The following is a 23,960-nucleotide window of genomic DNA, read 5'->3' as shown; positions in this document are numbered from 1 at the left end:
TTCGCCACTCCCAATAACAATAGAGGAGAACAGGACAATGAAGAAAACGATACTTCTGAGTGGGATTCTCATGCTCGGTGCGGCTGCCCTGCCGGCGCAGGCCCAGCAGACCGTGACGTTCCTCGGCTATAGCGGCCTTTTCCAGGAGCGTTACACGAAGGCCGTCATCGAGCCTTTCATGGCCGCCAACCCTGACATCAAGGTCGAATATTTCCCGCAGCAGGGTTCTGCCGCCATGCTCGGCTCGCTGCGCGCCCAGAAAGCTGCACCGCAATCCGATATCGCGCTGATGGATGTCTCTGTTGCCAAAACCGGCACGGATGAAGGCCTGTTCGACAAGATCGATGAAAGCGTGACGAAGAATGTCGCCGACCTTTATCCGAACGCGCGCTTCGAAGGTGTGGCCGGTGTTGGCGTGACTTTCGACAACCTGGTTCTCATCTACAATACCGATGCGGTCAAGACCGCCCCGGACAGCTGGAATGCCCTGAAAGACAGCGCCTTCAAGGGCAAGGTCGCCATGCTGAGCGCCCCTGACATCGTCGGTATCGGCACGACGATCATCATGGATCACATGAATGGCGGCAAAGACTTCATCAAGAATATCGACGCCGGCATCAGTGCGATGGCGGAAGTCGCGCCGAACGTCCAGACCTGGGAACCGAAACCGGAAGTCTATCCAAATGTCGTCAATGGCCAGGTATCGCTGGGCGTGGGCTGGAACGCCCGCAGCCAGGTGAATGCCGATGGTTCCAAGGGCAAGATGAAGGTCGTTCTTCCGAAGGAAGGTACAATCCTCCAGATCAATACGCTCAACCTCGTCAAAGGAGGCCCTTCGTCCGAGGCGGCCCGCAAGTTCGTCGATTATGCATTGAGCCCGGAAGCCCAGGCCGCCTTCACCGCCGCCATGTATTATGCGCCGACCAATGCCAAGGCCACGGTGACTGCCGATGTCAGCGATCGCACGGTCGTCAAGGCGATGGACAAGGTCATTCCGGTTGACTGGATCGGCCTCTCGAAGGTTCGTGACCAGATCACGCAGGACTGGCGTCGCAAGGTCATTCCGCTCAGCCGCTGAGGCTTTTCGCGCCTGGCGTGAGAAATGGCAAGACTTCCGCACCCCTTGTCGGCTGCGGAAGCAGCATACCAAACCTCTCGGCTCATCTTCCCCACCGACGCTCGGATCGGTGGCGAGGTGGGTCGGCGCGCAAGGGACAGGACATGTTCAAGACGCCAAGTGTCTGACATGCTCTGGAGAAAGGCAAAAAGCCAGAATGGGAACTTCAGACATCATGCAGCCAGGATTTCTCTCAATTCGTTCGCTGACCAAGCGCTATGAAACCATGGTCGCCGTGCATAATCTCAATCTCGAGATACCCAAAGGCGAACTGGTCGCCTTTCTCGGTCCGTCCGGCTGCGGCAAGTCGACGTCGCTGCGCATGATTGCCGGGCTTGCCCCGGTGACGTCGGGCTCGATCCTGATCGATGGTAAGGACGTAACCCGGCTTGCGCCCTACAAGCGCGATATTGGCCTTGTTTTTCAGAGCTATGCGCTGTTCCCGCATATGACGGTTCTCAAGAACGTCATGTTCGGTCTTGAAATGCGCAAGGTGCCGGCTGCGGAAGCGGAACGGCGTGCCCGCGAGGCAATCGCCATGGTGCGTCTGGAAGGGCGCGAGGACCGCCGACCGGCCCAGCTTTCCGGCGGCCAGCAGCAGCGCGTCGCACTGGCACGTGCTCTCGTCATCCAGCCCTCCATTCTCCTGTTCGACGAGCCTCTTTCCAATCTCGACGCCAAGCTGCGCGACGAGATGCGCTCTGAAATCCGCCGTATCCAGAAACAGCTCGGCATCACTTCAATCTTCGTCACCCATGATCAGGTGGAGGCGCTCAGCATGTGCGACAAGGTCGCCGTCCTCAATGGCGGGCGTCTGGAACAGCTCGGCACGCCGCACGACCTCTACGAGCGCCCGGCGACGGCATTCGTCGCCTCTTTCGTCGGCCGCACCAACCGCCTGGTCGGAAACGCGGTCGGCGATCACATCACGGTCGGTGATGCGGTATTGCGGGCGCCCGGTTCGCACAATGGCAAGATCGACCTTATGGTCCGGCCGCATCGCATGGCCATGACGGTGGCCGGTGACGTCGCGCCCGATTTCGAGGGAGCGCCGGTCAATCGTATCGCCGGTGAAGTCCGCGATGTCTATTATGCCGGTGACATCCTCCATTACGAGATCGCCGCGGGCGGCCAGACGCTGTCCGTAGAGCGTGCCACATCAGGCGGCGAAACGCCGGTGGCGGCGGGCAGCGCAGTCAGCCTCGTCTGGCGCGTGGAGGACACGCTGGTCTTCGGAGCAAACCAATGACAGCGGCGGTCATGATCACGGCTCCCGGCAGCCGTACATACTCCATGGTGTTTCTCGCAACGCTTCTTCTCGGGCCGATCATTGCGGTCAACGGCCTTGCCTTTGTGATGCCGGTCTTCAACCTGCTCCTGCTTTCCTTCCGCGAAAGCCTCGGCGGCGGCGGTCTTGGCGAAGCCCACACACTCGACAACTGGACATCAACGCTGACCGACGGTTTTTATATCGAACTGATCGGCCAGAGCATTCTGACCAGCCTCTTGATCACCGTCCTCACGCTTATCGCTTCCTATCCCATCGCGCTCTATCTTCACCGGGCGCAGGGTCGCTGGAAGACGCTGCTGCTGGTGCTGGTCATCTCACCGCTTTTGACCTCGGCCGTGGTGCGTACCTATGGCTGGATCGCGATCCTTGCCGATGACGGCCTCATCAACAATATCCTCTTCGCATTCGGTGCGGAAAGCGGTGTGCGGCTGCTGTTCAACAAGGTCGGCGTTGTCATCGGTCTCACCGAAATCCTGATGCCCTATATGATCCTGGCGCTGCTTGCCGGTTTCGGCAGGCTCGATCCGCGTGTCGAGGAGGCGGCCGAAACACTCGGCGCATCGCCCTGGAAGGTGTTCTGGCGCATCATCGTGCCGCTCACCATGCCCGGTGTCGCGCTCGGTTGCCTGCTCTCATTCGTCCTCGCCGTCAGTTCGTTCATCACCCCCAAGCTGCTTGGCGGCGGGCGTGTCTTTCTTCTCGCGACGGAAATTTACGATCAGGCCATCGTGACGCTCAACTGGCCGCTCGCTGCGACGTTGTCGATGATCATTCTCGTGATCTTCGGTGCGGCTCTGGTGCTTTATTCCCGGCTTCTGCGGGCCATTCTTTAGGGGAGATCGAAGATGGAAGAACGTCCCGTTCCGCTGGCGCTGAAAATCGTCGCCTTCATCATGTTCGTTTTTCTGCTGGCGCCCGTGGTGCTCGTGGTGCCGATCTCGTTTTCGGCCGATAGCTACATGGCTTTCCCGCCTTCGGGCTGGAGCCTGCGCTGGTATGTGGATCTCATGCATAATTCGAAGATGATGGGAGCGCTGGGCACCAGCACCCTTCTCGCCATCATCGTCACCGTGCTGTCCATGCTGATCGCGCTGCCGGCCTCCTATGCCATCGTTCGCATGCGGGTCATCGGCGCGGACGCGCTTCTCGCCTTCTTCACCGCGCCGCTGCTGCTGCCGACAATCGTTCTCGGCCTTGCGATCCTCATCGTCTTTGCCGGTGCCGGTCTGCTCGGCACCTTCACCGGTCTGGTGATCGCGCATCTCATCATCGTGCTGCCTTATGCGCTGCGTGTGCTTACCACCTCGCTTGCCGGCCTGCCGCTGATCTTCGAAGAGGCCGCCTCCACCCTGGGCGCATCGCCGCTCACGGTTTTCCGCCGCGTGACCATGCCGATGATTGCGCCGGGTGTCGTGGCGACGGCGGCGCTTTCCTTTTTGGTGTCGTTCGATGAAGCCGTGATTTCGCTGTTCCTCACGGGTCCACGCATCACCACGCTTCCGGTCGCCATGTATCAGCATGTGGAGACGCAGGCGGATCCGCTTGTTGCGGCCATTTCCGTTCTCTTGATCGTGCTCACACTTGCCGTCGTCTTCATCGTTGACCGCACGGCGGGCCTGACAAAGACTTTTGTGAAGTAAAGTCGCGGGGTCGCCGGCCGGTGCCGGCTGCCCCTGACTGGCAAAGGCGAAGATTTCATTCCCGTTTATCAACACCGCTGCTGCATCGGTGCGACTCGTCGCGCCTGTTGATCTCGCTTGGAACGACGAAGGCAAAGGTAAGCCCATGGCCGAGACCCCCTCCACGGAATTTGATGTCGCCGTCATTGGCGCCGGTGTCGTCGGTTGCGCGGTCGCCCGCCGTTTCGCACTGGCCGGTGCGAAGGTGGTGGTGATCGAAAAAGGCCCCGACATCCTCTCCGGCGCTTCCAAGGCCAATAGCGCCATCCTCCATACCGGTTTCGATGCGCCGGAAGGCAGCCTGGAGCTGGAACTGGTGAAGGCAGGCCGGGCGGAATATCTCTCCATTCATGGCCGGATGGGTCTCAGCATCGTCGAAACGGGCGCACTGGTCTGCGCCTGGAACCCGGGCGAAGCGGAAAAACTGCAGGCGATCGCCGAACAGGGGCGGCGCAACGGCATTGCCGGGCTTGAGTTACGCACGGCCGAGCAGGCCCGTGAAGCCATGCCGGGCCTGTCCGGCCGCCTTGTCGCCGCACTTGACGTTCCGGGCGAACATATCATCGATCCCTGGTCCGCGCCGCTCGGCTATCTCACGCAGGCGGTGGCGCTGGGTGCCCAGCTGCTGCGCAACGCGGAGGTCCTGTCCGGTGCATTCGACGGCGTGTGGCAGATAGAGACGACGGCGGGCACTATATTTGCCGCCAGCGTCGTCAATGCCGCCGGGCTGTTCGGAGATATCGTCGACGCACGTCTGGGATTTCCGCCCGACTTCACCATCAAGCCCCGCAAGGGGCAGTTCGTGGTGCTTGATAAGGCTGCCCGTCGGCATGTGCCGCACATTGTTCTGCCCGTTCCGACCGAAATCACCAAGGGCATCGTGGTGTGCCCGACCGCCTTCGGCAACGTTCTTGTCGGTCCGACGGCGGAAGAGCAGGAAGATCGCGAACGCGCGACGGTCGAGACGGCGACGCTGGAAGGACTGCTGGAACGCGGTGCGGAGATCGTTCCCGCGCTGGCCTCCGTTTCCGTGACGGCTGTTTATGCCGGTCTGCGCCCGGCCTCTGAAAAAAAGCACTACCGGATTTCCACCCGGCCAGACCGGCGGGCGATCACGCTCGGCGGCATTCGCTCCACGGGCCTCAGTGCCGCGCTCGGACTGGCGCAGCATGCGCTGAGGCTTCACGAAGGTTTCGGTACGCGTTTTAACCCGCCATCCTCAATCCCCGAAGTGACGATGCCCAATCTGACCGAAACCTGCGGGCGGGACTGGCAGCGTGCCGATCACGGCGAAATCGTCTGTCATTGCGAACTCGTCACCCGCAGGGAAATCGAGGCGACATTTTTGAGCCCGGTGCCACCCGGCGATTTCGGAGGCCTGCGGCGGCGTACCCGCGCCGGCATGGGGCGCTGTCAGGGCTTTTATTGCAACGCGCGGTTGGCCGCGATGACCGGCGACCGTCTGGCAACGCCGCTTTCCGTCCGGGAGGGAGCGGACCGATGAGCGCCGGGGAGCCGTTTCAGCGCGTGCATCAAAACCTTGAGAATGCAGATGTCATCGTAGTCGGCGGCGGTCCGGCGGGCGTGGCTGCGGCGCTGGAGCTGAAAGCGCGCGGTATCGCCCGCGTGATGATCCTCGATCGTGAACCCGCTCTCGGTGGCGCCACCCGGCATTGCGTGCATTCGCCCTTGGGCATGCGCGAATTCGGACGCGTCTATTTCGGCCCGGCTTATGCGCAACGCCTGCAGCGGCAGGCGCAGGAAGCGGGTATCGATATCCGCACCGGTCATTCCGTGGTCGAACTGCGGCAGGATGGCACGCTGCTGGTGACATCGGCACGCGGCGTCGAGACACTGAAGGCCAGGCGCATCGTGCTGGCCACGGGCGCGCGGGAAAAACCACGCTCCGCGCGGCTTCTGCCCGGTGACAGGCCGGTGGGCGTCCTCACCACCGGCACGCTGCAAGCCTATGTCGCCTTTCACGGCATCATGCCATTTCGCCGGCCGCTGATCGTCGGTTCGGAACTTGTTTCCTTTTCTGCGCTTTTGACCTGCCTTACGCATCATGCCCGGCCGGTGGCGATGATCGAGCCGGAACCTTATCCATTCGCGCGGTGGCCTTTTCGATGCTTTCCGCCGGTGGTTGGGGTGCCCTTTCATTGTGGCGCCGTACTCACTGATATCCGCGGGCGCGGCCGGGTCGAGGAGGCGGATATCCGTCTGGTGGATGGTCGTATCCTGACACTTCAATGCGATGGTGTTCTGCTCACCGGGCGGTTCACGCCGGAGGCGGCGCTTCTCGATGCATCCGCGGTGGAGGTGGCGGCAGGCAGTGCCGGGCCGTTGATCGACCAGGACGGGCGAATGGCCAATCCGATCTTCTTCGCCGGCGGAAATGTCTTGCGGGCCGTGGAAACGGGCGGCTGGGCGTTTCGCGAAGGCCGTCGGGTTGGCGCGGCGGTGGCAAACGATCTCGCCCGGGTACCCTGCAGCACGCCGGGCGTTCCCGTCACGTTCGCTGAACCGCTCAAGCTGGTAGTCCCCGCCATGCTGCGGCCTGGCGGGTTTAAACGACCGACTTTTCGCGACTTCCAGCTTCGTTTCACCAGACGTGTTCGAGGCCTGCTTTCGCTTCATCTCGATGGAAAGGAGGTGTGGAGTAAGACCGGCCAGTGGTTCCCTGAATGCCGTGTGCTTGTGCCCATTCCCGCTGCGGCGTTTGAAGCGGCTCAGATTTCCTTTCATTTTCAGGAGACCAGTTGATGCGCGTTGCGGCGATCGACCAGGGGACGACGTCAACCCGGTGCCTTGTGGTGACCGATGGCGGCAAGGCGGAGGTTGTGGCCAGTCGGCGTCACGCACAATTTTACCCCGCCGCCAATCATGTTGAGCATGATCCGGAAGAACTGCTTGTTAATATCCGCGCGGTGCTCGCCGCCGCCGGGCCGGTGGACGCCATCGCCATTGCCAATCAGGGCGAAAGTTGTCTGGCGTGGGATGCCGTCAGCGGTGAGGCGCTCTCGCCAGTCATCGTCTGGCAGGATGCCCGCACCGCCCAAACGCTGGCCGCCCTGCCGCCCTCGGCAACACATCTTTCGAAAGAGATTTGCGGGCTGCCTCTCGATCCGTATTTTTCGGCCAGCAAACTGGCCTGGCTGGTCAGGCACAATCCGGCAGTGGCAGAGGCGAAGGCAGCCGGGCGTTTGCGGCTGGGCACCACCGACGCGTTCTTTCTGGACCGGCTGACGGGCTGTTTCCGCACCGACCTTGCGACGGCGTCGCGCACGGGGCTGCTGGATCTTTCAACCGGAGACTGGAGTCCGGAGCTCTGCGCGCTGCATGGCGTGACGATGGATTGCCTGCCCATGGTCGGCCCTGTCGACGGCGGCTTCGGCTCGATCGAGGGAACGCCCATCCGCGTTTCCATCGTTGATCAGCAGGCCGCACTTTATGGCCACGGCTGCCGCACGGCAGGCGATTGTAAGATAACTTTCGGAACGGGGGCGTTTCTGTTGTCCGTTGCCGGTAACGGGCGCCCATCGACGGGAGAGCTTCTGCCAACAATTGCCTGGCAGATGCAGGGCGCGCGTGCCGTTTTCGCCATTGAAGGCGGCGTCTATGATGCCGGCGCGGCGGTCGAGTGGGCGAAAAAGATTGGGCTCTACGCTGAAAATGCCGAACTCGATTGTTTTGAGGGGCCATCGGCCATTCGCCGTGGTCTCGCGTTCGTACCCGCGTTTTCGGGCCTTGCCGCGCCTTATTGGGACAGACACGCCGCGCCGCTGTTCATCGGTATGAACCACGCCACCGAGCGGAGTGACATGGTGCGCGCGGTGCTGGAAGGCATTGCCCTGCTGACGGCGCGGCTGATCGAAGCTGCATCGGCGGTTGCTCCCATAGGCGACACGATCTCCATCGATGGCGGCCTGTCGAACAGCCGCTATTTTGTCCGTTTTCTGGCAGCAGCCAGCGGCCGGACCATTTGCGTGCCAGCCATGCGCGAGTTGACGGCGCTCGGTCTGGCCGAACTGTGCGGCATAGATGTCGCCGCCATGCGGCGCGAGACCGAGATATTCGCGCCCGATGGATCAGTCGGCGCCGAAGATCATGCCCGGTTCGCACGCGCCATAGACAATGCCCGCTGCTGGGGGCGGTAAGGCGCCTCGGCAACAGCTGTCACGCCTCCCTTGTCGTAGAGGGACCAGTGGGTGGAATTGAACAGGCGACAAAGGCGACGAAATTTGATAAATTACAAGTCGGCCGGTTGCTGTTTGACGCACGGGTGAAAGTCGCCGGGCGTTCCCATACTGCCAGCCGGATCATGGCGCAGGAGGAGAAGTGCTATGACGGCATTCCATGTCATGGCCGGTGCGAGTGGCGAATTTGCCCGCCCGGAAGTCCGCAAGATTGGTATTGCAGATATAGCCGACGCGTTAAGGCTGGGACTGGAGGACTTTAAAGAAAAGCCGTCCCATTATTTTTTTCTCTGTCTCATGTATCCGATCGCCGGTGTCTTCATGGTGATGTGGAGTGCCGGCGCTAATATGCTGCCGCTGATCTATCCCCTGATGTCCGGTTTTGCACTGATTGGCCCAGTCGCGGCGATCGGCCTCTATGAAATCAGTCGACGGCGCGAACAGGGGTTGGATAGTTCATGGCGGCACGCGCTGGAGGTTCGTAACTCTCCGGCACTGCCGTCGATCATCGCGGTCGCCGTCATGCTGCTTGCGCTTTTCGCCGTCTGGCTGATTGTTGCGCAGCGCATATACTCCGTGAATTTCGAGGCGACGGCACCGGTTTCGCTCTCCACCTTCCTCTCCGATGTATTCATGACCCCGCAAGGACACTCTCTCGTCATCTGGGGCAATCTGGCTGGCTGCGTTTTTGCCGTCATCGTGCTGGCGACAACGGTGGTGACGTTTCCTCTGCTGCTTGATCGGGATGTCGGCGCGGTCGCGGCGGTGGATGCAAGCATCCGTGCCACGCTTGCCAACCCGGTTCCGGTGGCGCTGTGGGGCTTGATTGTCGCTGCGCTGCTCGTTCTCGGGACGATCCCGGCATTCGTCGGTTTAGCGGTTGTCGTGCCCGTTCTCGGCCATTCTACATGGCACCTTTATCGGAAAATGATCGTCCCCGATTATTCCAGCCGTATGCCTTGAATTTATCGAGCAAACCTGTCGTGCCGTTCTTGCGGTGATGACGGGTAACCTTCGAAAGCGGCGGTTCGTAAGATCGGCGCAACCACATTCAGGATTGTGGAAGCAGCACGCCGACGGCAAATTCTTCCTCGGTTGCCGTGTGGCCAGCCTGTGTCTTGCGATATTCGCTGGGCGTAAAACCGCGCTCGGTTCGAAGCGTACGGGAAAGGTGGGGTGCGTCGCAAAAGCCGGTGGCAAGCGCGATCTGGGTGATGGGGTCGTGCGTGGTGCGCAGGAGCGAGAGCGCCCGGTCGAGACGGAGCTCCAGATAGACCTTGGATGGTGCCGCCTTCAGATCATTGAGGAAACGCCGCTCGAGGCTGCGGCGGCCAAGGCCGAGGTCGCTTGCCAGTTCCAGCACGGTCTTGGGAACCTCGATATTCTGCTGCATCCGCAGGATCGCTTTTTTGACAAGGGGATCGCTGGCCTTACGTGTGCTCTGCTGACCGGGCTGGGGTTTCTCACCGCTCAGCGCGCTGTCGATCATCATGATGTTAAGGCTCTTGATGGCGGCGGATTGGCCGACATGGCGCTCGACGAGGAAAGCCGCCAGATGCGCGGCACCATGGCCGCCCGAACAGGTCAGCCGGTCGCGGTCGATGACGAAGATCTGGTCGGAGATCATCTGAACCGTATCGAAACGGTCGAGAAAATCCTGGTGGTGGAACCAGCTTACGCAACAGCGATAGCCATCGAGCAGGCCCGCTTCGTGGAGGATGAAGACGCCGGTGCAGAGGCCGACAATCGGAACGCCTGCCGTTGCGCGGTCTTTCAGGAAGCGCAGTGCTTCCGGCGGCAGGGCGCTGTGATCGCTGATCAATCCGCCGACAACGACGATGTAGTCGTAGTGACCGGCATCGCTCAGCCGCGTATCCGGCTGCACTTTCACGCCGCAGCTCGACTGCACACTGCCGAGCGTTGCGGAGAGCACCGACCATTCGCAGAGGATGGGTCGGGAGCGGTCCGCCTCGTCCGCGGCAAGGCGCAGCACGTCGACGAAATTCGCAAAGGCTGACAGCGTGAAGCGGTCGGCAAGCAGGAAGGCGACGCTGAGGCGTTTTTTGGCGGCGTGCGATTTCATGACGCAAATATTCATGCAAACAGACGCGATTGTCCAGCCGGGCGATGGCAAATGATCCTAGCTTTTACGACAACAGATTTTCCAACCGTCGGGTCCGATCATGACGCGTTTTAATGCTTTCAGTCTTTTGAAGAATGCCCTGACGGGCAATAAAAACTGGGAAGAACAATGGCCCGACAGCCAGCCGAAGGCCGAATACGACGTGGTCATCGTCGGTGCCGGCGGCCATGGTCTTGGGGCGGCCTATTATCTGGCCAGCCAGCATGGCATCACCAATGTTGCGGTCATCGACAAGGGCTGGCTTGGCGGCGGCAATACCGGCCGTAACACCACGATCATCCGCTCCAACTATCTCTATGACGAAAGCGCCCGCCTTTACGATCACGCCGTTGATCTATGGGAAAATCTCAGCCAGGAACTGAACTACAACGTCATGTATTCGCGGCGCGGCGTGCTGATGCTGGCCCATAATGTTCACGACGTGCAGAGCTTCAAGCGTCATATCCACTCCAACCGTCTGAACGGCGTCGACAATCGCTGGCTCACGCCTGAGGAATGCAAGGAATATTGCCCGCCCTTGAGCCTTTCGCCTTATGCGCGTTACCCTGTCATGGGGGGCGCATTGCAGGAGCGTGCGGGCACGGCGCGCCACGATGCGGTCGCCTGGGGTTATGCGCGCGGTGCCGCCGCCCGCGGTGTCGATATCATCCAGAATTGCCCGGTCACCGCTATTCGCCGCAACGCCGACGGTTCCGTTGCCGGTGTCGAGACGGCGAGGGGCTTCATCAAGGCAAAGAAGGTCGCAGTCTCCGCCGCCGGCCACACCTCTGTCGTCATGGATACGGCCGGTGTCCGCCTGCCGCTCGAAAGCTATCCGCTGCAGGCGCTGGTATCGGAGCCGATCAAGCCGATTTTCCCCTGTGTTGTCATGTCGAACGCCGTGCACGCCTATATCAGCCAGTCGGACAAGGGCGAACTGGTGATCGGTTCGGGCACGGACCAGTATACGTCCTATTCGCAGCGCGGTGGCCTGCCGCTGATCGAGCATACGATCGCCGCCATCGTTGAAATCTTCCCGATCTTCAACCGCATGCGGATGTTGCGCAAATGGGGCGGCATTGTCGACGTCACGCCGGATCGCTCGGCCATCCTCGGCAAGACCCCTGTCGCTAATCTTTATGTGAATTGCGGCTGGGGCACTGGCGGGTTCAAGGCCACGCCGGGTGCTGCCCACACCTTCGCCTGGACCATCGCCAAAAACGAACCGCACCCGATCAATGCGCCGTTCACGCTGGAACGCTTCCGCTCCGGCCGCCTGATCGACGAGGCCGCCGCCGCCGCCGTGGCGCACTGAGGATAACGACCATGCTTTTGATCCGCTGCCCCTATTGCAACGAAACGCTGCCCGAAGCCGAATTCACCTATGCCGGGCAGGCCCATGTCGTCCGCGCTGCCGATCCCTCGTCGCAGAGTGATGAGCAATGGGAAGAATTCCTGTTCATCCGCGAAAACGTCAAAGGTCCGCATTTCGAACGCTGGCGGCACCTGCATGGTTGCGGCCGCTTCTTCAACGCCGTGCGCGACACGGTAAGCGACCGTTTCCTAACGACCTATCGTGCGGGTGAGCCGCGCCCTGAACTGTCCTCCCTGACACGCTTGACCGCAAGCTCCGAGGTGTCGAAATGAACTCCTATCGCGTTTCCGGCCGGGGCCGGGTGGATGCTTCCCGTTCGGTCAGCTTTACCTTCGACGGCAAGACCTATCGCGGCGTCAAGGGCGATACCGTCGCCTCCGCGCTTCTCGCCAATGGCGTGCATCTCATGGGCCGCTCGTTCAAATACCACCGCCCGCGCGGCCCGGTGGCGGCGGGTTCCGAGGAGCCGAATGCGCTGATCGGCACCCGCCGCGGCGCCGGCCGGTTCGAGCCCAATACCCGCGCCACGGTGCAGGAAATCTGGAACGGGCTGGAAACCACCTCGCAGAACAAATATCCGAGCCTGAAATTCGATATCGGCGCTGTCAATGACATGGCCTATATGCTGTTTTCGGCTGGTTTCTACTACAAGACCTTCATGTGGCCGAAGAGCTTCTGGAACAAGGTCTATGAGCCCTTCATCCGCGCAGCCGCGGGTCTTGGCGTCTCCCCCAAAGAAGAAGACCCTGACACCTATGCCTCGCGCAACCTGCATTGCGATGTGTTGATTGTCGGTGCCGGTCCCGCCGGTCTCGCTGCCGCGCGCGCGGCGGCGGTGGATGGTCTTAAGGTCGTGCTGGTCGATGAAAATGCCGAAGCCGGCGGAACGCTGCTATCTGAACCGCAGGCGAAGATCGATGGCAAGCCCGCATGGACCTGGCTTGCTGATGAATTGAAGGTCCTGAAGGATCAGGGCGTCAAGGTGATGACCCGCACCACGGCGATTGCCTATTACCACCAGAACATGATCGGCCTTTGCGAAAAGCTGACCGACCATCTCGAAACCGTGCCGAAGGATGTGCCGCGCGAACGCCTGTGGCGCGTTCGGGCGCGTCAGGTGGTGCTGGCGCAGGGCGCACTGGAAAAGCCGCTGGTTTTCCACGGCAATGACCGGCCGGGCGTGATGCTCGCGGGTTCCGCCCAGACCTATCTCAACCGCTATGGCGTCAAGGTCGGTAACCGGCCGGTGGTGGTGACGAGCCATGACAGCGCCTGGTATGCCGCTTTCGATCTTCACGGTGCTGGCGCACCTGTTCAGGCCATTGTCGATACCCGCGCCAAGGTGCGCGAGGAGCTGGTAAACGAGGCGCGTGCGCTCGGCATTCCGGTCAAGCTCTCACATACGGTCACGGCGACGTCGGGGCGGTTGCGCGTCAAATCGGTTCGCGTCAATCCGGTGAATGGTTCCACTGTCGGCGCAGGTCAGGAAATTGCCTGCGATGCCGTGTTGATGTCTGGCGGCTGGACGCCGTCGCTGCATCTCTTTTCCCACACGCAGGGCAAGATTGCCTGGGATGACGAGCGCACGACCTTCCTGCCAGCGCTCACCAATGAGGATTGCGTGATAGCGGGCGCCGGTCGCGGGCTCTGGGGCATCGAGGCCGCACTGAAGGACGGTGCGGAGCGGGGCCGTGAAGTCGTTGCAGCCCTTGGCAAGAACGCCAATGTTTCCAGCCATGCGGTCGACCATGACCGTATCGGCAGCGGTGTATCGCACACGGAACTACCAAGCGACCGCGATGCCGGCAAGGCCAAGGCCTTTGTCGATTACCAGAACGATGTGACCGCCAAGGACCTGCGGCTTGCCGTGCGCGAGGGCATGCGCTCCATCGAGCATGTCAAACGCTACACCACCAATGGCATGGCCACCGATCAGGGCAAGATGTCCAACATCAACGGCCTCAACATCGCTGCGGAAGCGCTGGGCAAACGCCAGCCGGAAGTTGGGCTCACCACCTTCCGTCCGCCCTATACGCCGACAACCTTTGGTGCCTTCGCCGGTTATCACCGCGGCGCGCATTTCGAAGTGACGCGCAAGACGCAGATCGACAGTTGGGCTGAGGCCCATGGCGCGGTTTACGAGCCGGTCGGGCAATGGCGTCGCGCCTGGTATTTTCCAAAGCCTGGCGAGGATATGGATGCCGCCGTTCGCCGCGAATGCCGGGCGGTGCGCCAGAGTGTGGGCATTTTCGACGCTTCGACGCTCGGCAAGATCGAGGTCGTCGGCCCTGGTGCGGTCGAGTTCATGAACCGCATGTATACCAATCCCTGGACAAAGCTTGCCGCCGGTCGCTGCCGTTATGGTCTGCTGCTTGGCGATGACGGCTTCATCCGTGATGATGGCGTTATCGGCCGCATGACCGAAGACCGTTTCCATGTCACCACCACGACTGGCGGTGCCGCCCGGGTGCTGAACATGATGGAGGATTACCTTCAGACGGAGTGGTCCGATCTCAATGTCTGGCTGACCTCGACCACGGAGCAATGGTCCACCATCGCTCTCAACGGTCCGAATGCGGCAAAGCTGCTCGCGCCGCTGGTGGAAGGTGTCGAGCTGACCGAAGAGGCCTTCCCGCATATGTCCTGCGTGGAATGCACCGTTGCCGGCATGCCGGCGCGGCTATTCCGCGTCAGCTTCACCGGCGAGATCGGCTTCGAGGTCAATGTGCCGGCACCGCTCGGTTGCAAGCTCTGGGAAATCCTGTGGGAGGCCGGTCAGCAATATGGGATCACGCCTTATGGCACCGAGACCATGCATGTGCTGCGCGCGGAAAAGGGCTACATCATCGTCGGTCAGGATACGGACGGTACGGTGACGCCCTATGACGCCGCGATGGGCTGGGCCGTTGGCAAGAACAAGCCTGATTTCGTCGGCAAGCGCGGCCTTGCCCGTCCCGACCTCGTCGCCAAGGGCCGTCGCCATCTCGTCGGCCTACTGACGGAAGACCGTTCGAAGCTGGAAGAGGGCGCGCAGATCGTCTTCGATCCGAAACAGCCGATCCCGATGAAGATGGTTGGCCACGTAACGTCATCCTACCATTCGGATGCCGTTGGCCAGCCGATCGCGCTGGCTCTGGTGGAAGGCGGCCATGAGCGGATGGGCGAGACCGTCTACATTCCCATGCTGGACCGCACCATTGCCGCAAAAATCACCGGGATGGTCTTTGTCGATCCCGAAAACACCCGCCTTAAAATCTGACCCGGAGCCGACAATGAACATGCGCGTTTCCTCCTCCGTTTCCGGCGTGCTTGCCGAAAGCAAAGCGGCACGGGTCAGCATCTCGGCCGCACAAGCCCGGTTTTCGCTGCGCGCGCGCGGCGATCTGGCGCCGCTCAATGCCGCCCTCGGCCTGAGCCTGCCTGAGCGGATCGGCGCCCGTGCCGCTTCCGATCACGTTGAAGCTCTACGCCTCGGTCCCGACGAGTGGACCATCGTGGCGCCGATGGACGAAATCGATCGGCCGATTGCCGCATGTGCGGGCGTTTATGCTGGCCATCCCCATAGCCTTGTCGACATTTCTGGCCGTGAAGTGACGATGTTGATCGAAGGTCCGCAAGCCGCCGAACTGCTGACGCTGGGCTGCGCCCGCGACATTGACACCATTGCCGTTGGCGAGGGACGCCGGACGATTTTCGACGGCGTGACCGTGGTGCTTTGGCGAGATGCTGAACACCGGTTCCGCATGGATGTCTGGAACAGTTTCGCGTCGCATCTCGGCCATCTGCTTGAAACCGGCTGCAGGGAGCTCGCCGCCGAAACCGCCTGAACGCGTTGCAGTTTCAGAACCGTCCAGGAGCTGATCCACCAAGGGGAGCAGGATTTGACCACCTATGTCATGAAAGTCTCGTGCCCGGCGCGCAGCGGCATCGTTGCGGCCGTATCCGGATATCTCGCGCGGTCCGGCTGCAATATCAATGACAGCTCGCAATTCACCGATCAGGAAACCGGCCGTTTTTTCATGCGGTTGAGCTTCGTTTCGGAGCAGGGGCTGGAGCGGGACGCTCTCGCCGAGGGTTTTGGTCCGGTCGCCGTCGACTTCGACATGCAATACGACATCCACGACCTTTCCCGCAAAACCAGAGTGGTGATCATGGTGTCGCGCTTCGGTCATTGCCTTAATGATCTGCTTTATCGCTCCCGCATCGGCGCATTGCCGGTGAAGATCGTCGCGGTGATATCCAATCATCTCGATTATCAGAAGCAGGTCGTGAACGACGACATTCCGTTTCATCATATCCGCGTCACGCCTGAGACAAAACCGGAAGCCGAAGCGGAAATCCTGCAGGTGGTGCAGGATACTGGCGCGGAACTCGTCGTTCTCGCCCGTTACATGCAGGTTCTGTCGGACCGGCTGTGCCAGGAAATGTCGGGCCGTATCATCAACATCCACCATTCCTTCCTGCCATCATTCAAGGGCGCAAATCCCTACAAGCAGGCCTATGAGCGCGGGGTACGGCTGATTGGAGCAACCGCCCACTACGTCACCGCCGATCTCGATGAAGGGCCGATCATCGAGCAGGACACGATCAGGGTAACCCATGCACAGAGCGCGATGGATTATGTGTCACTCGGCCGCGACGTGGAGAGCCAGGTGTTGGCGCGCGCGATACATGGCCATATCCACCACCGGGTTTTCCTGAATGGCAACAGGACCGTGGTTTTCCCCGCCTCGCCGGGAGAATATGTCTCGGAGCGGATGGGCTGAGCGCGGCGCTGCCGTAGCCCCGGCTCCGCCATCCCCTTGAACAGGCGCGAGGCGCGGGCTGCTGAACGGCAGCCGCCCTCGTCCGGTGCCGGGTCAACCGTCATACTCATCGTCGGTGACCTGTTCCAGCCAGTCCACCACCTTGCCGTCCTTGACCTCCTGAAGCGCGATATGGGTCATGGCCACATCAGGTGCGGCCCCGTGCCAGTGCCTCTCGCCCGGTGCGAACCAGACGATATCACCGGGGCGGATTTCCTCCACCGGGCCACCGTCACGCTGCGCCCGGCCGAGACCGGAAACCACGATCAGCGTCTGACCGAGGGGATGGGTGTGCCATGCCGTTCGCGCCCCGGGTTCAAAGGTAACCTGAGCGCCCTGCACCCGCTCTGCATCGAAGGGGTTGAAGAGCGGATCGATGCGGACCGTGCCCGTGAACCAGGCCGCGGGGCCTTTTGCCGATGCCCGTGTTCCTGCGCGCAATATTTCCATGGTCATTCTCCTGACTGATGTTCCAGGCCGGCGGGAAGCGCGGGGCCTGCCGTCGCCCACAGGGCGGGGTCATCGCTTTCCGCATTCTGTGAAGCCCTGCCTCCGGTCTCCGCCACGCCCTTCATTCTCGCGCGTTTTCGAGAGTTGCGCCGGCCGCTTCCGGGACCTTTTCAGACCGCTCGACAAAAATCAATCTCGGGATTGACTCACTTATGAAAACGGTTACATTCGCTGATGTAAACGGTTTCATAGTCGATATCCGTTGCTTGGAGGAGCAAGTTTTCATGTTTAGACATTTGTTGGCTGCTGCCGCGATGGTGCTGGCGGCGGGCACGTCCTTGCACGCGCAGGAACAGAGTTTCAAGATCGGTCTTTCCAATTCTTTCGTCGGCAGCGAATGGCGCACGCAGATGATCGAGGAAGCTCAGGCTGCCGCGAAGGCGTGGGGCGAAAAGGGCGTCAAGGTCGAGGTTGTCGTCCAGAGCGGCAATGTCGACGTGCAGGGGCAGATCGGTCATATCCGCAATTTCATGAACCAGGGCGTTGATGCGATCCTCATCAATCCCGGCAGCCCGACCGCCTTCGATCCAATCTTCGCGCAGGCCAAGGCGCGCAACATCCTCGTCATCGCAACCGACGCCGAAGTGTCCTCCAAGGATGCGATTTATGTCGGTATCGACCAGAAGGCATGGGCCGCGCAGTCGGCGCAATGGCTGGCGGATGCGCTGAAGGGCAAGGGAAGCGTCGTCGCCATCAACGGTATCGCGGGCAATCCGGCAAACGAAGCTCGCGTCGCCGGTTATCGCGAAGTATTCAAGAAATATCCTGACATCAAGGTGCTGAACGAAGCCAATGCGAGCTGGGATCAGGCGCAGGGGCAGCAGGCCATGCAGAACCTGCTTGCCACTTATCCCGACATCAGCGGTGTCTGGGTGCAGGACGGCATGGCCGACGGCGCGTGGCGCGCCATCGAAGCCGCCGGCAAGACGAAGGACATTGCTGCGACCGGTGAAATCCGCAAGGACTTCATGACCCGCTGGGAAAAGGAAAAATTCAACTCCGGCGCCTCGGTCAATCCGCCCGGCGTGATGGCCAGTGCGCTCAATGTCGCTGTCCTGAAGCTTCAGGGCAAGGAATTCAAGGACGGTATCTTTGGCGGCACCTATGGCAACGCCATCTATATTCCGATCCCCTTCGTCAGCAACGAAAACCTTGCTGACAATATCAAGGCTGCAGAAGGCAAGCCCGGTTACTGGTCCGTCACGGCGACCGTGACGCCGGAACAGGCCGGCGAGTTCTTCAAATAAGAACCGTCCCGGGCCGGCGGAAGCGCCGGCCCGAACCGGAATTTCGAGTGCGGACCGCGCGTTGGCTGGCCGCCTGTGACAAGTATTATTCGGGGACATGCGATGGCGAACGCTTTGGAAGCGGCCGGCATAACGAAGAATTTTGGCGCCGTACGTGCGCTTTCCGACGGCAGGCTGACTGTCGGTCGCGGTGAAATTCACGCGCTTCTGGGCGCCAATGGCTGCGGCAAGAGCACGCTCTGCAAAATCGTTGCGGGCGCGGTGGCGCCGACGAGCGGAACGATCAAATTCAAGGGCGAAGATGTGCGCTTCAAGAGCCCGCGTGACGCCGAAGACGCCGGTATTGCGCTGTTTTACCAGGAACTCAGCCTTGTTCCGCAGCTTTCGGTTGCCGATAACATCTTTCTCGGCCGGGAGCCGAAACGTGGCATTTTTGTTGACCGTAAGGTGCTGAAAGCCGAGGCGGCAGGGCTGATCGCCCTGTTTGACGGCGTGGCCGGCGAAGGACTGGAGCCGGATGCGATCGTTGGCACTCTGCCGCCCGATCAGCGCCAGCTCGTCGAAATCCTCAAGGTCTTTGCCCAGAATGCCAGCCTCATGATTATGGATGAGGCTACGGCAGCGCTCGATGGCCGCCAGTCCCAGCGTTTTTTTGAGATACTCCGGGCCAAGAAGGCCGATGGCGTCTCGACCATCATGATTTCCCACCGTCTCGACGAGGTTTTTGCCGTCTGCGACCGCATTACCGTGATGCGAAACGGCGCAACGATTTCCGAGCTCGATACGGCGGCAACCACGCGTGAAGCTGTGGTGCACGATATGGTCGGCGATGTCCGCGCAGCACCTGCCCGCCAGCAGGGACGCGCTGCCGCAACTCCCAGCCTCAAGGTGACGGATGTTACAGGCGAAGGCGTGCGCGGTGTCAGTATTGACGCCTATCCGGGTGAAATCGTCGGTCTGGCCGGCCTGCAGGGGCAGGGACAGTCGGCGCTTTTGAAGGGGCTGTTCGGCGCGACGCCCTTTGCGACGGGCCAGACATGGTTCGATGGCCGTGAAATTACCATCGGCAAGCCATCGCACGCGGTTCACAACGGTTTTGCCTATGTCTCGGGCGACCGCGGGCGTGACGCTTCCCTTCAGGGCCGGTCGATCTTCGAAAATCTCGTCGCGGCCCTGATGGTGCGCGAAAAGATGCGGCTGGTCCGGCCCGCCACGCTGAAGCCGCGGGTGCAAAAGGTCGCGGATGATATGAAGACGAAGTTTGCCGGCCTGGATATGGCGATCGGCACGCTTTCCGGCGGCAATCAGCAGAAGATCTTCATTTCCCGCTGGCTCGCCACAGCGCCGAAACTGCTTCTGCTGGATGATCCGACCAAGGGTATCGATCTCGGCGCCAAGGCCGATCTTTTTGCGCTGATGCGTCAGCAGGCCGATGCCGGCGCGACCATCCTTCTTTATTCCTCGGAAGATGCGGAAATCCTCGAATATGCCGACCGCATTCTTGTGTTCAACGGCGGACGCATCTCTGCGGAACTGACCGGAGCCGACATGACATCTGTAAACATGACCCGCGCCGCTTATGGAGATGCCGCATGAGCGTCTCCGGTTTCCTGCGCAGGCAGCCATGGGTCATCACCCTCGTCGTTCTGGCCGTTCTTGTCGCCGTGAATACGTTTCTGCAACCGTCCTTCGTTCAGCCCTCGGTGCTGCAATCGAACCTGACGACGTTCCTGCCGCTGATCCTGGTCGCCATCGGCCAGACCTATGTCATTCTGGCGGGCGATATAGATTTGTCGGTTGGCAGCATCGTGGCGCTCGCCAATGTCGTCACCGTCAGCGTCATTGCTGCTCTTGGCGGCACGACTGGCGCTGTCTTCGCCGGCATGGCAGCGGGTGTAACCGTTGGGCTACTCTGCGGCCTGGTCAACGGCCTCTTCATTTCGGGCCTGCGTTTCCAGCCGATCGTGACCACCTTCGCGACGGGTATCATCTTTGCCGGGATGGCGATCTGGGTTCTGCCGCAGGCTGGCCTGCCGGTGCCGGAGGCCTATTGGCAGACCTATTCCGGCAGCTTCGTCGGCCTGCCCTTCGTGCTTTGGGTGCTGATTGCCGGCATCGCCTTCACGCTTATCGTGTCGCGTATTCCTTTTCACACGCATCTGCTTGCGGTGGGTGGCAATCGCACCGGCGCCTTCCAGACGGGGCTACGCCTCTCCGGCATCCGTATCGGCGCTTACATGATCTCTGGTCTTTTCTCCGCGCTGGCGGCGCTCTGCCTGACGGGTGAGACGGCCTCGGGCGATCCGCTTCTCGGCGCAAGTCTGGCGCTATCTTCCATCTCTGCGGTGGTCTTGGGCGGTACGGCGCTTTCCGGCGGCTTCGGCAGTTCGACCGGGTCGATCGCGGGCGCGCTGGTGCTGGGCATGATCGGCAATGTGATCTTCTTTGCGGGCCTGCCCTTCGAGTACCAGACACTGGTGCAGGGTCTGATCGTGCTGACGGCTCTGGCCGGTGGCGTTCTGGTGACGAGGCGTTGATATGACCAAGCCCGGCTTGCAACTCAAAACCCTTCTCACCGATCCCCTGACCATCGCCATTGGCGCATCGGCTTTCCTGCTGCTTGTCGGCGAATTGTTGTCGCCCGGCTTCGCACAGGGATCGCAGATCGTGCGGCTGCTGACGATTGCCGCCATTCTCGGTATCGTCGCGGCGGGCCAGAATCTCGTTATCCTCGGCGGACGCGAAGGCATCGACCTTTCCGTCGGCGCGATGATCTCGCTCGGCGCGGTGCTTGCCGGCAATATGATGAACGGGCAGAATGCCGGTATTCCCCTTGCCATTCTGGTTGCGGGCGGCATTCCGTTCCTGATCGGCCTCATCAACGGTCTCGGCATCACCTTCGTGCGCATTCCGCCGCTGGTAATGACGCTCGGCATGACGGCGGTCATCCAGGGCGGGCTGGTGGTTTATTCGCAGGGCGTTCCGTCAGGTGCGGCGGCTCCGCTGCTCGCAGGTTTCATCAACCGCCCCCTCATCTTCGGCATTCCCGGTGTACTCTTCGTCTGGCTGGGCATCGCCGCGATCATGCTCTTCGTCCTGCGCCGCACGGCTTTCGGCTTCGCCATTTACGCCATCGGCTCCAACGAGCGGGCGGCGACGCTGGTAGGTCTTCCTGTTCCGCTGATCCGCACGCTGCTTTATGGCCTTTCCGGCCTGTTCGCTGGCCTGACCGGGGTTTGCGTCATCGGCTATACCGGCACGTCCTTCATCTCTGTCGGCGACCAGTATGTGCTTCCGTCGATCATCGCAGTGGTCATTGGCGGCACCTCGCTGGCCGGCGGGGCTGGCGGATATGTCGGAACCATGGCCGGCGCAGTTGCGCTCACCATTCTGCAAAGCGTACTGATAACGCTCAACCTCGATGTATGGGCACGGCAGATCATATTCGGTGTCACGTTGCTAGCGCTGATGCTGCTTTATGGCCGCCAAAAGCAGTTGCGTGTGTGACAGATGAGCAAAGACCACAGTTCGAATATCAGGGAAGTTGCAGCTCTCGCGGGTGTCTCCATCGCGACAGTATCGCGCGCACTGCAGCAACCCGACAAGGTTCGCCCGGAAACCCGCAAGAAGGTTTTCGATGCCGTTCGGCAAGCGAACTTCGTTCCCAATGCGCAGGCGGCCAGTTTTCGCCGCCAATCCAACAACACCGTCATCCTTCTCGTTCGCGATATCGGCAACCCCTTCTATCTCGAAATCTACAAGGGTGTTGAGGAAGCGGCGGGCGAAGCGGGCTTCAAGGTGCTTATGGGCGATGCCCGCAATGACGAGCACCGTGTGGCGACCCACATCGATATGGTACGGCAGAAACATGCCGACGGCCTCATCCTGATGACCGGGCAGTTCCCGTCCGAGCTTCTCGATCAGGGCGATGCGCTGCCGCCGATTGTCATCGCGTCGGAGACGGTGCCCGGCCTCGCATTGCCGACCGTCAAGGTGGACAACCGCGCCGCATCGATGAACGCCGTGCGTCACCTCATGGAAGCGGGACATGAAAGGATCGTGCATCTGGCCGGTCCCGTACCGGAAAGTCTGGCGCAGGAACGTTTCGACGGTTACCGCGCGGCACTCGCAGAGGCCGGCATAGCTTATGCCGACGAACTGGTGGTGACGGGTGATTACAGCATTGAGGCCGGCCGGCAGGCGATTGCGGGTCTTCTCGAAGGCGGCATTGTCTTTACCGCGATCTTCGCATCGAGCGACCAGATGGCGATTGGCGCGATCAGCGAGTTGCGGGGCAGGGGCCTGTCGGTCCCGGGTGACGTCTCCGTCATCGGCTTCGACGATATCATCTTCGCCAATGCCTTTGAGCCGCCGCTGACGACGGTGCGTCAGCCCCGGCAGGAAATGGGCCGAAGGGCCATGGCGCTGATGGTGGACAGGCTGAATGGCAAACGCACCGCCGAGACCATCGTGCTGGATACCGAACTGGTGGTGCGCGGCTCGGTCGCGCCATGCCGACCGCCGCACCGGTAGCGGCCAGACTGTGAATGCAAGGAGTGTAAGGACATGAAGACGATCAAAGGCCCGGCGATTTTCCTCGCGCAATTCGCCGGAAACGAGGCCCCTTTCGATACGCTCGACAATCTCGGCCAATGGGCGGCTTCGCTCGGCTACAAGGGCATCCAGGTGCCGACCGACCCCAAGCTCTTCGATCTGGAAAAGGCTGCGGAATCCAAGGACTATTGCGACGAGATCAAGGGCCGTCTGGCCGAGATCGGTGTCGATATCACCGAGCTTTCGACGCATATTCAGGGCCAGCTCGTTGCCGTTCATCCCGCCTATGACGAGATGTTCGACGGTTTCGCTCCGGCCGAACTGCGCGGAAAGCCGCAGGCGCGGCAGGAATGGGCGGTCAATCAGCTGATATGCGCAGCGAAGGCGTCGCGGCATCTCGGCCTCAAGAGCCATGCGACCTTCTCCGGCGCGCTCGCCTGGCCGTTCGTTTATCCGTGGCCGCAGCGCCCGGCGGGCCTTGTCGAAATGGCCTTTGTCGAGCTCGGCAAGCGCTGGACACCCATTCTCGATGCCTTCGAGGAAAATGGCGTGGATCTCTGCTACGAGCTGCATCCGGGTGAGGACCTGCATGATGGCGTCACCTTCGAGCGATTTCTCGAAGCCACCGGCGACCACGCGCGCGCCAACATCCTCTACGATCCCTCGCATTTCGTGCTGCAGGCGATGGATTATCTCGGCTTCATCGATATCTACCACGAGCGTATCCGCGCCTTCCACGTCAAGGATGCCGAGTTCAATCCAACCGGCCGTTCCGGCGTTTATGGCGGGTATCAAAGCTGGGTCGATCGGCCGGGCCGTTTCCGTTCGCTGGGCGACGGGCATGTCGATTTCGGCGCGGTTTTCTCGAAGCTCACCCAATATGATTTCGATGGCTGGGCGGTGCTGGAATGGGAATGTGCGCTGAAGCACCCGGAAGACGGCGCGCGCGAAGGCGTCGCCTTCATTGAAAACCACATTATCCGTGTGACCGAGCGGGCCTTCGACGATTTCGCCAAGAGCGGCGTCGATGATGCCGCCAATCGTCGCCTTCTCGGCCTCTGAAA

General features: G+C 61.4%; 21 protein-coding genes. 19 read left to right on the top strand and 2 right to left on the bottom strand.

The genetic code is table 11. The annotated features are described in order from the left end of the window. Positions 1–37 precede the first annotated feature (37 nt). From K7A42_RS14765 to K7A42_RS14730, 8 genes are all read left to right on the top strand, one after another. Positions 38–1,078, top strand: a complete 1,041-nt coding sequence (locus tag K7A42_RS14765) for an ABC transporter substrate-binding protein (protein WP_282455469.1) — start codon at positions 38–40, stop codon at positions 1,076–1,078. 196 nt (positions 1,079–1,274) lie between these two features. Continuing rightward, positions 1,275–2,366 (top strand): ABC transporter ATP-binding protein, encoded by a 1,092-nt coding sequence (locus K7A42_RS14760; protein WP_282455468.1) that lies wholly within the window; start codon positions 1,275–1,277, stop codon positions 2,364–2,366. Beyond that, a complete protein-coding gene (locus K7A42_RS14755; protein ID WP_034496983.1) occupies positions 2,363–3,241 on the top strand; it encodes an ABC transporter permease in 879 nt (292 codons plus the stop codon). The genes K7A42_RS14760 and K7A42_RS14755 overlap by 4 nt, the downstream gene beginning before the upstream one ends. A gap of 12 nt (positions 3,242–3,253) precedes the next feature. After that, the gene (locus K7A42_RS14750) at positions 3,254–4,048 is read left to right on the top strand and encodes an ABC transporter permease (protein ID WP_004445418.1); all 795 of its coding nucleotides are present in this window, start codon (positions 3,254–3,256) and stop codon (positions 4,046–4,048) included. Between the two features lie 145 nt (positions 4,049–4,193). Beyond that, the gene (locus tag K7A42_RS14745; protein WP_282455467.1) at positions 4,194–5,591 is read left to right on the top strand and encodes an NAD(P)/FAD-dependent oxidoreductase; all 1,398 of its coding nucleotides are present in this window, start codon (positions 4,194–4,196) and stop codon (positions 5,589–5,591) included. Next, the gene (locus K7A42_RS14740; protein ID WP_282455466.1) at positions 5,588–6,850 is read left to right on the top strand and encodes an NAD(P)/FAD-dependent oxidoreductase; all 1,263 of its coding nucleotides are present in this window, start codon (positions 5,588–5,590) and stop codon (positions 6,848–6,850) included. The genes K7A42_RS14745 and K7A42_RS14740 overlap by 4 nt, the downstream gene beginning before the upstream one ends. After that, the gene (locus K7A42_RS14735; protein ID WP_282455465.1) at positions 6,850–8,244 is read left to right on the top strand and encodes an FGGY family carbohydrate kinase; all 1,395 of its coding nucleotides are present in this window, start codon (positions 6,850–6,852) and stop codon (positions 8,242–8,244) included. The genes K7A42_RS14740 and K7A42_RS14735 overlap by 1 nt, the downstream gene beginning before the upstream one ends. Before the next feature lie 186 nt (positions 8,245–8,430). Continuing rightward, entirely contained in the window at positions 8,431–9,246 is an 816-nt protein-coding gene (locus K7A42_RS14730) for a DUF2189 domain-containing protein (protein ID WP_282455464.1), read from the top strand. Between the two features lie 88 nt (positions 9,247–9,334). On the opposite strand, the gene K7A42_RS14725 is transcribed toward K7A42_RS14730, so the two are convergent. Next, complete coding sequence (locus K7A42_RS14725) at positions 9,335–10,381, bottom strand: GlxA family transcriptional regulator (RefSeq protein WP_162719130.1); 1,047 nt, start codon at positions 10,379–10,381, stop codon at positions 9,335–9,337. 85 nt (positions 10,382–10,466) lie between these two features. On the opposite strand from K7A42_RS14725, the gene K7A42_RS14720 reads away from it, so the two are divergent. From K7A42_RS14720 to purU, 5 genes are read left to right on the top strand one after another with little or no spacing between them, the layout of a single operon-like run. Beyond that, positions 10,467–11,720, top strand: a complete 1,254-nt coding sequence (locus tag K7A42_RS14720; RefSeq protein ID WP_282455463.1) for a sarcosine oxidase subunit beta family protein — start codon at positions 10,467–10,469, stop codon at positions 11,718–11,720. An 11-nt stretch (positions 11,721–11,731) separates the two neighbouring features. Then, the gene (locus K7A42_RS14715; RefSeq protein ID WP_004445406.1) at positions 11,732–12,052 is read left to right on the top strand and encodes a sarcosine oxidase subunit delta; all 321 of its coding nucleotides are present in this window, start codon (positions 11,732–11,734) and stop codon (positions 12,050–12,052) included. Further along, positions 12,049–15,039, top strand: coding sequence for a sarcosine oxidase subunit alpha (locus K7A42_RS14710; RefSeq protein WP_282455462.1), 2,991 nt, complete (start codon positions 12,049–12,051; stop codon positions 15,037–15,039). Before K7A42_RS14715 ends, K7A42_RS14710 begins: the two co-directional genes overlap by 4 nt. A gap of 13 nt (positions 15,040–15,052) precedes the next feature. Continuing rightward, the gene (gene soxG, locus K7A42_RS14705; RefSeq protein ID WP_282455461.1) at positions 15,053–15,607 is read left to right on the top strand and encodes a sarcosine oxidase subunit gamma family protein; all 555 of its coding nucleotides are present in this window, start codon (positions 15,053–15,055) and stop codon (positions 15,605–15,607) included. Between the two features lie 54 nt (positions 15,608–15,661). After that, the gene (gene purU / locus K7A42_RS14700; protein ID WP_034496963.1) at positions 15,662–16,546 is read left to right on the top strand and encodes a formyltetrahydrofolate deformylase; all 885 of its coding nucleotides are present in this window, start codon (positions 15,662–15,664) and stop codon (positions 16,544–16,546) included. 93 nt (positions 16,547–16,639) lie between these two features. Here purU and K7A42_RS14695 read toward each other — a convergent pair whose 3' ends face one another. Next, positions 16,640–17,035: a cupin domain-containing protein gene (locus tag K7A42_RS14695; protein ID WP_004445400.1), complete on the bottom strand. Its 396-nt coding sequence runs from the start codon at positions 17,033–17,035 to the stop codon at positions 16,640–16,642. 284 nt (positions 17,036–17,319) lie between these two features. Between K7A42_RS14695 and K7A42_RS14690 the strand changes: the two genes are divergently transcribed. The 6 genes from K7A42_RS14690 to K7A42_RS14665 all read left to right on the top strand — a co-directional run bounded on the left by K7A42_RS14690 (position 17,320) and on the right by K7A42_RS14665 (position 23,958). Beyond that, complete coding sequence (locus tag K7A42_RS14690) at positions 17,320–18,342, top strand: substrate-binding domain-containing protein (RefSeq protein WP_006698395.1); 1,023 nt, start codon at positions 17,320–17,322, stop codon at positions 18,340–18,342. 102 nt (positions 18,343–18,444) lie between these two features. Next, a complete protein-coding gene (locus K7A42_RS14685) occupies positions 18,445–19,938 on the top strand; it encodes a sugar ABC transporter ATP-binding protein (RefSeq protein ID WP_137069434.1) in 1,494 nt (497 codons plus the stop codon). Then, the gene (locus K7A42_RS14680; RefSeq protein ID WP_006698394.1) at positions 19,935–20,879 is read left to right on the top strand and encodes an ABC transporter permease; all 945 of its coding nucleotides are present in this window, start codon (positions 19,935–19,937) and stop codon (positions 20,877–20,879) included. The genes K7A42_RS14685 and K7A42_RS14680 overlap by 4 nt, the downstream gene beginning before the upstream one ends. A 1-nt stretch (position 20,880) precedes the next feature. Next, the gene (locus K7A42_RS14675; protein ID WP_282455460.1) at positions 20,881–21,849 is read left to right on the top strand and encodes an ABC transporter permease; all 969 of its coding nucleotides are present in this window, start codon (positions 20,881–20,883) and stop codon (positions 21,847–21,849) included. A 3-nt stretch (positions 21,850–21,852) separates the two neighbouring features. After that, a complete protein-coding gene (locus tag K7A42_RS14670) occupies positions 21,853–22,875 on the top strand; it encodes a LacI family DNA-binding transcriptional regulator (RefSeq protein ID WP_004445395.1) in 1,023 nt (340 codons plus the stop codon). A gap of 33 nt (positions 22,876–22,908) precedes the next feature. Next, positions 22,909–23,958: a sugar phosphate isomerase/epimerase family protein gene (locus K7A42_RS14665; protein WP_282455459.1), complete on the top strand. Its 1,050-nt coding sequence runs from the start codon at positions 22,909–22,911 to the stop codon at positions 23,956–23,958. The last annotated feature ends 2 nt before the right edge of the window (positions 23,959–23,960 follow it).

The organism is Agrobacterium sp. InxBP2, assembly GCF_026191755.1.
In the GTDB taxonomy this organism is placed as follows: Bacteria; Pseudomonadota; Alphaproteobacteria; order Rhizobiales; family Rhizobiaceae; genus Agrobacterium; species Agrobacterium pusense.
The sequence above is the reverse complement of the archived record's forward strand: the minus strand, read 5'-3'. Positions and strand labels throughout refer to the sequence as shown.

Excerpts from the sequence above, each read along its gene's own strand:
- K7A42_RS14765 (WP_282455469.1), top strand. The coding sequence starts at position 38 with ATGAAGAAAACGATACTTCTGAGTGGGATTCTCATGCTCGGTGCGGCT.
- K7A42_RS14760 (WP_282455468.1), top strand. The coding sequence starts at position 1,275 with ATGGGAACTTCAGACATCATGCAGCCAGGATTTCTCTCAATTCGTTCG.
- K7A42_RS14755 (WP_034496983.1), top strand. The coding sequence starts at position 2,363 with ATGACAGCGGCGGTCATGATCACGGCTCCCGGCAGCCGTACATACTCC.
- K7A42_RS14750 (WP_004445418.1), top strand. The coding sequence starts at position 3,254 with ATGGAAGAACGTCCCGTTCCGCTGGCGCTGAAAATCGTCGCCTTCATC.
- K7A42_RS14745 (WP_282455467.1), top strand. The coding sequence starts at position 4,194 with ATGGCCGAGACCCCCTCCACGGAATTTGATGTCGCCGTCATTGGCGCC.
- K7A42_RS14740 (WP_282455466.1), top strand. The coding sequence starts at position 5,588 with ATGAGCGCCGGGGAGCCGTTTCAGCGCGTGCATCAAAACCTTGAGAAT.
- K7A42_RS14735 (WP_282455465.1), top strand. The coding sequence starts at position 6,850 with ATGCGCGTTGCGGCGATCGACCAGGGGACGACGTCAACCCGGTGCCTT.
- K7A42_RS14730 (WP_282455464.1), top strand. The coding sequence starts at position 8,431 with ATGACGGCATTCCATGTCATGGCCGGTGCGAGTGGCGAATTTGCCCGC.
- K7A42_RS14725 (WP_162719130.1), bottom strand. The coding sequence starts at position 10,381 with ATGAATATTTGCGTCATGAAATCGCACGCCGCCAAAAAACGCCTCAGC.
- K7A42_RS14720 (WP_282455463.1), top strand. The coding sequence starts at position 10,467 with ATGACGCGTTTTAATGCTTTCAGTCTTTTGAAGAATGCCCTGACGGGC.
- K7A42_RS14715 (WP_004445406.1), top strand. The coding sequence starts at position 11,732 with ATGCTTTTGATCCGCTGCCCCTATTGCAACGAAACGCTGCCCGAAGCC.
- K7A42_RS14710 (WP_282455462.1), top strand. The coding sequence starts at position 12,049 with ATGAACTCCTATCGCGTTTCCGGCCGGGGCCGGGTGGATGCTTCCCGT.
- soxG (WP_282455461.1), top strand. The coding sequence starts at position 15,053 with ATGAACATGCGCGTTTCCTCCTCCGTTTCCGGCGTGCTTGCCGAAAGC.
- K7A42_RS14695 (WP_004445400.1), bottom strand. The coding sequence starts at position 17,035 with ATGGAAATATTGCGCGCAGGAACACGGGCATCGGCAAAAGGCCCCGCG.
- K7A42_RS14690 (WP_006698395.1), top strand. The coding sequence starts at position 17,320 with ATGTTTAGACATTTGTTGGCTGCTGCCGCGATGGTGCTGGCGGCGGGC.
- K7A42_RS14685 (WP_137069434.1), top strand. The coding sequence starts at position 18,445 with ATGGCGAACGCTTTGGAAGCGGCCGGCATAACGAAGAATTTTGGCGCC.
- K7A42_RS14680 (WP_006698394.1), top strand. The coding sequence starts at position 19,935 with ATGAGCGTCTCCGGTTTCCTGCGCAGGCAGCCATGGGTCATCACCCTC.
- K7A42_RS14675 (WP_282455460.1), top strand. The coding sequence starts at position 20,881 with ATGACCAAGCCCGGCTTGCAACTCAAAACCCTTCTCACCGATCCCCTG.
- K7A42_RS14670 (WP_004445395.1), top strand. The coding sequence starts at position 21,853 with ATGAGCAAAGACCACAGTTCGAATATCAGGGAAGTTGCAGCTCTCGCG.
- K7A42_RS14665 (WP_282455459.1), top strand. The coding sequence starts at position 22,909 with ATGAAGACGATCAAAGGCCCGGCGATTTTCCTCGCGCAATTCGCCGGA.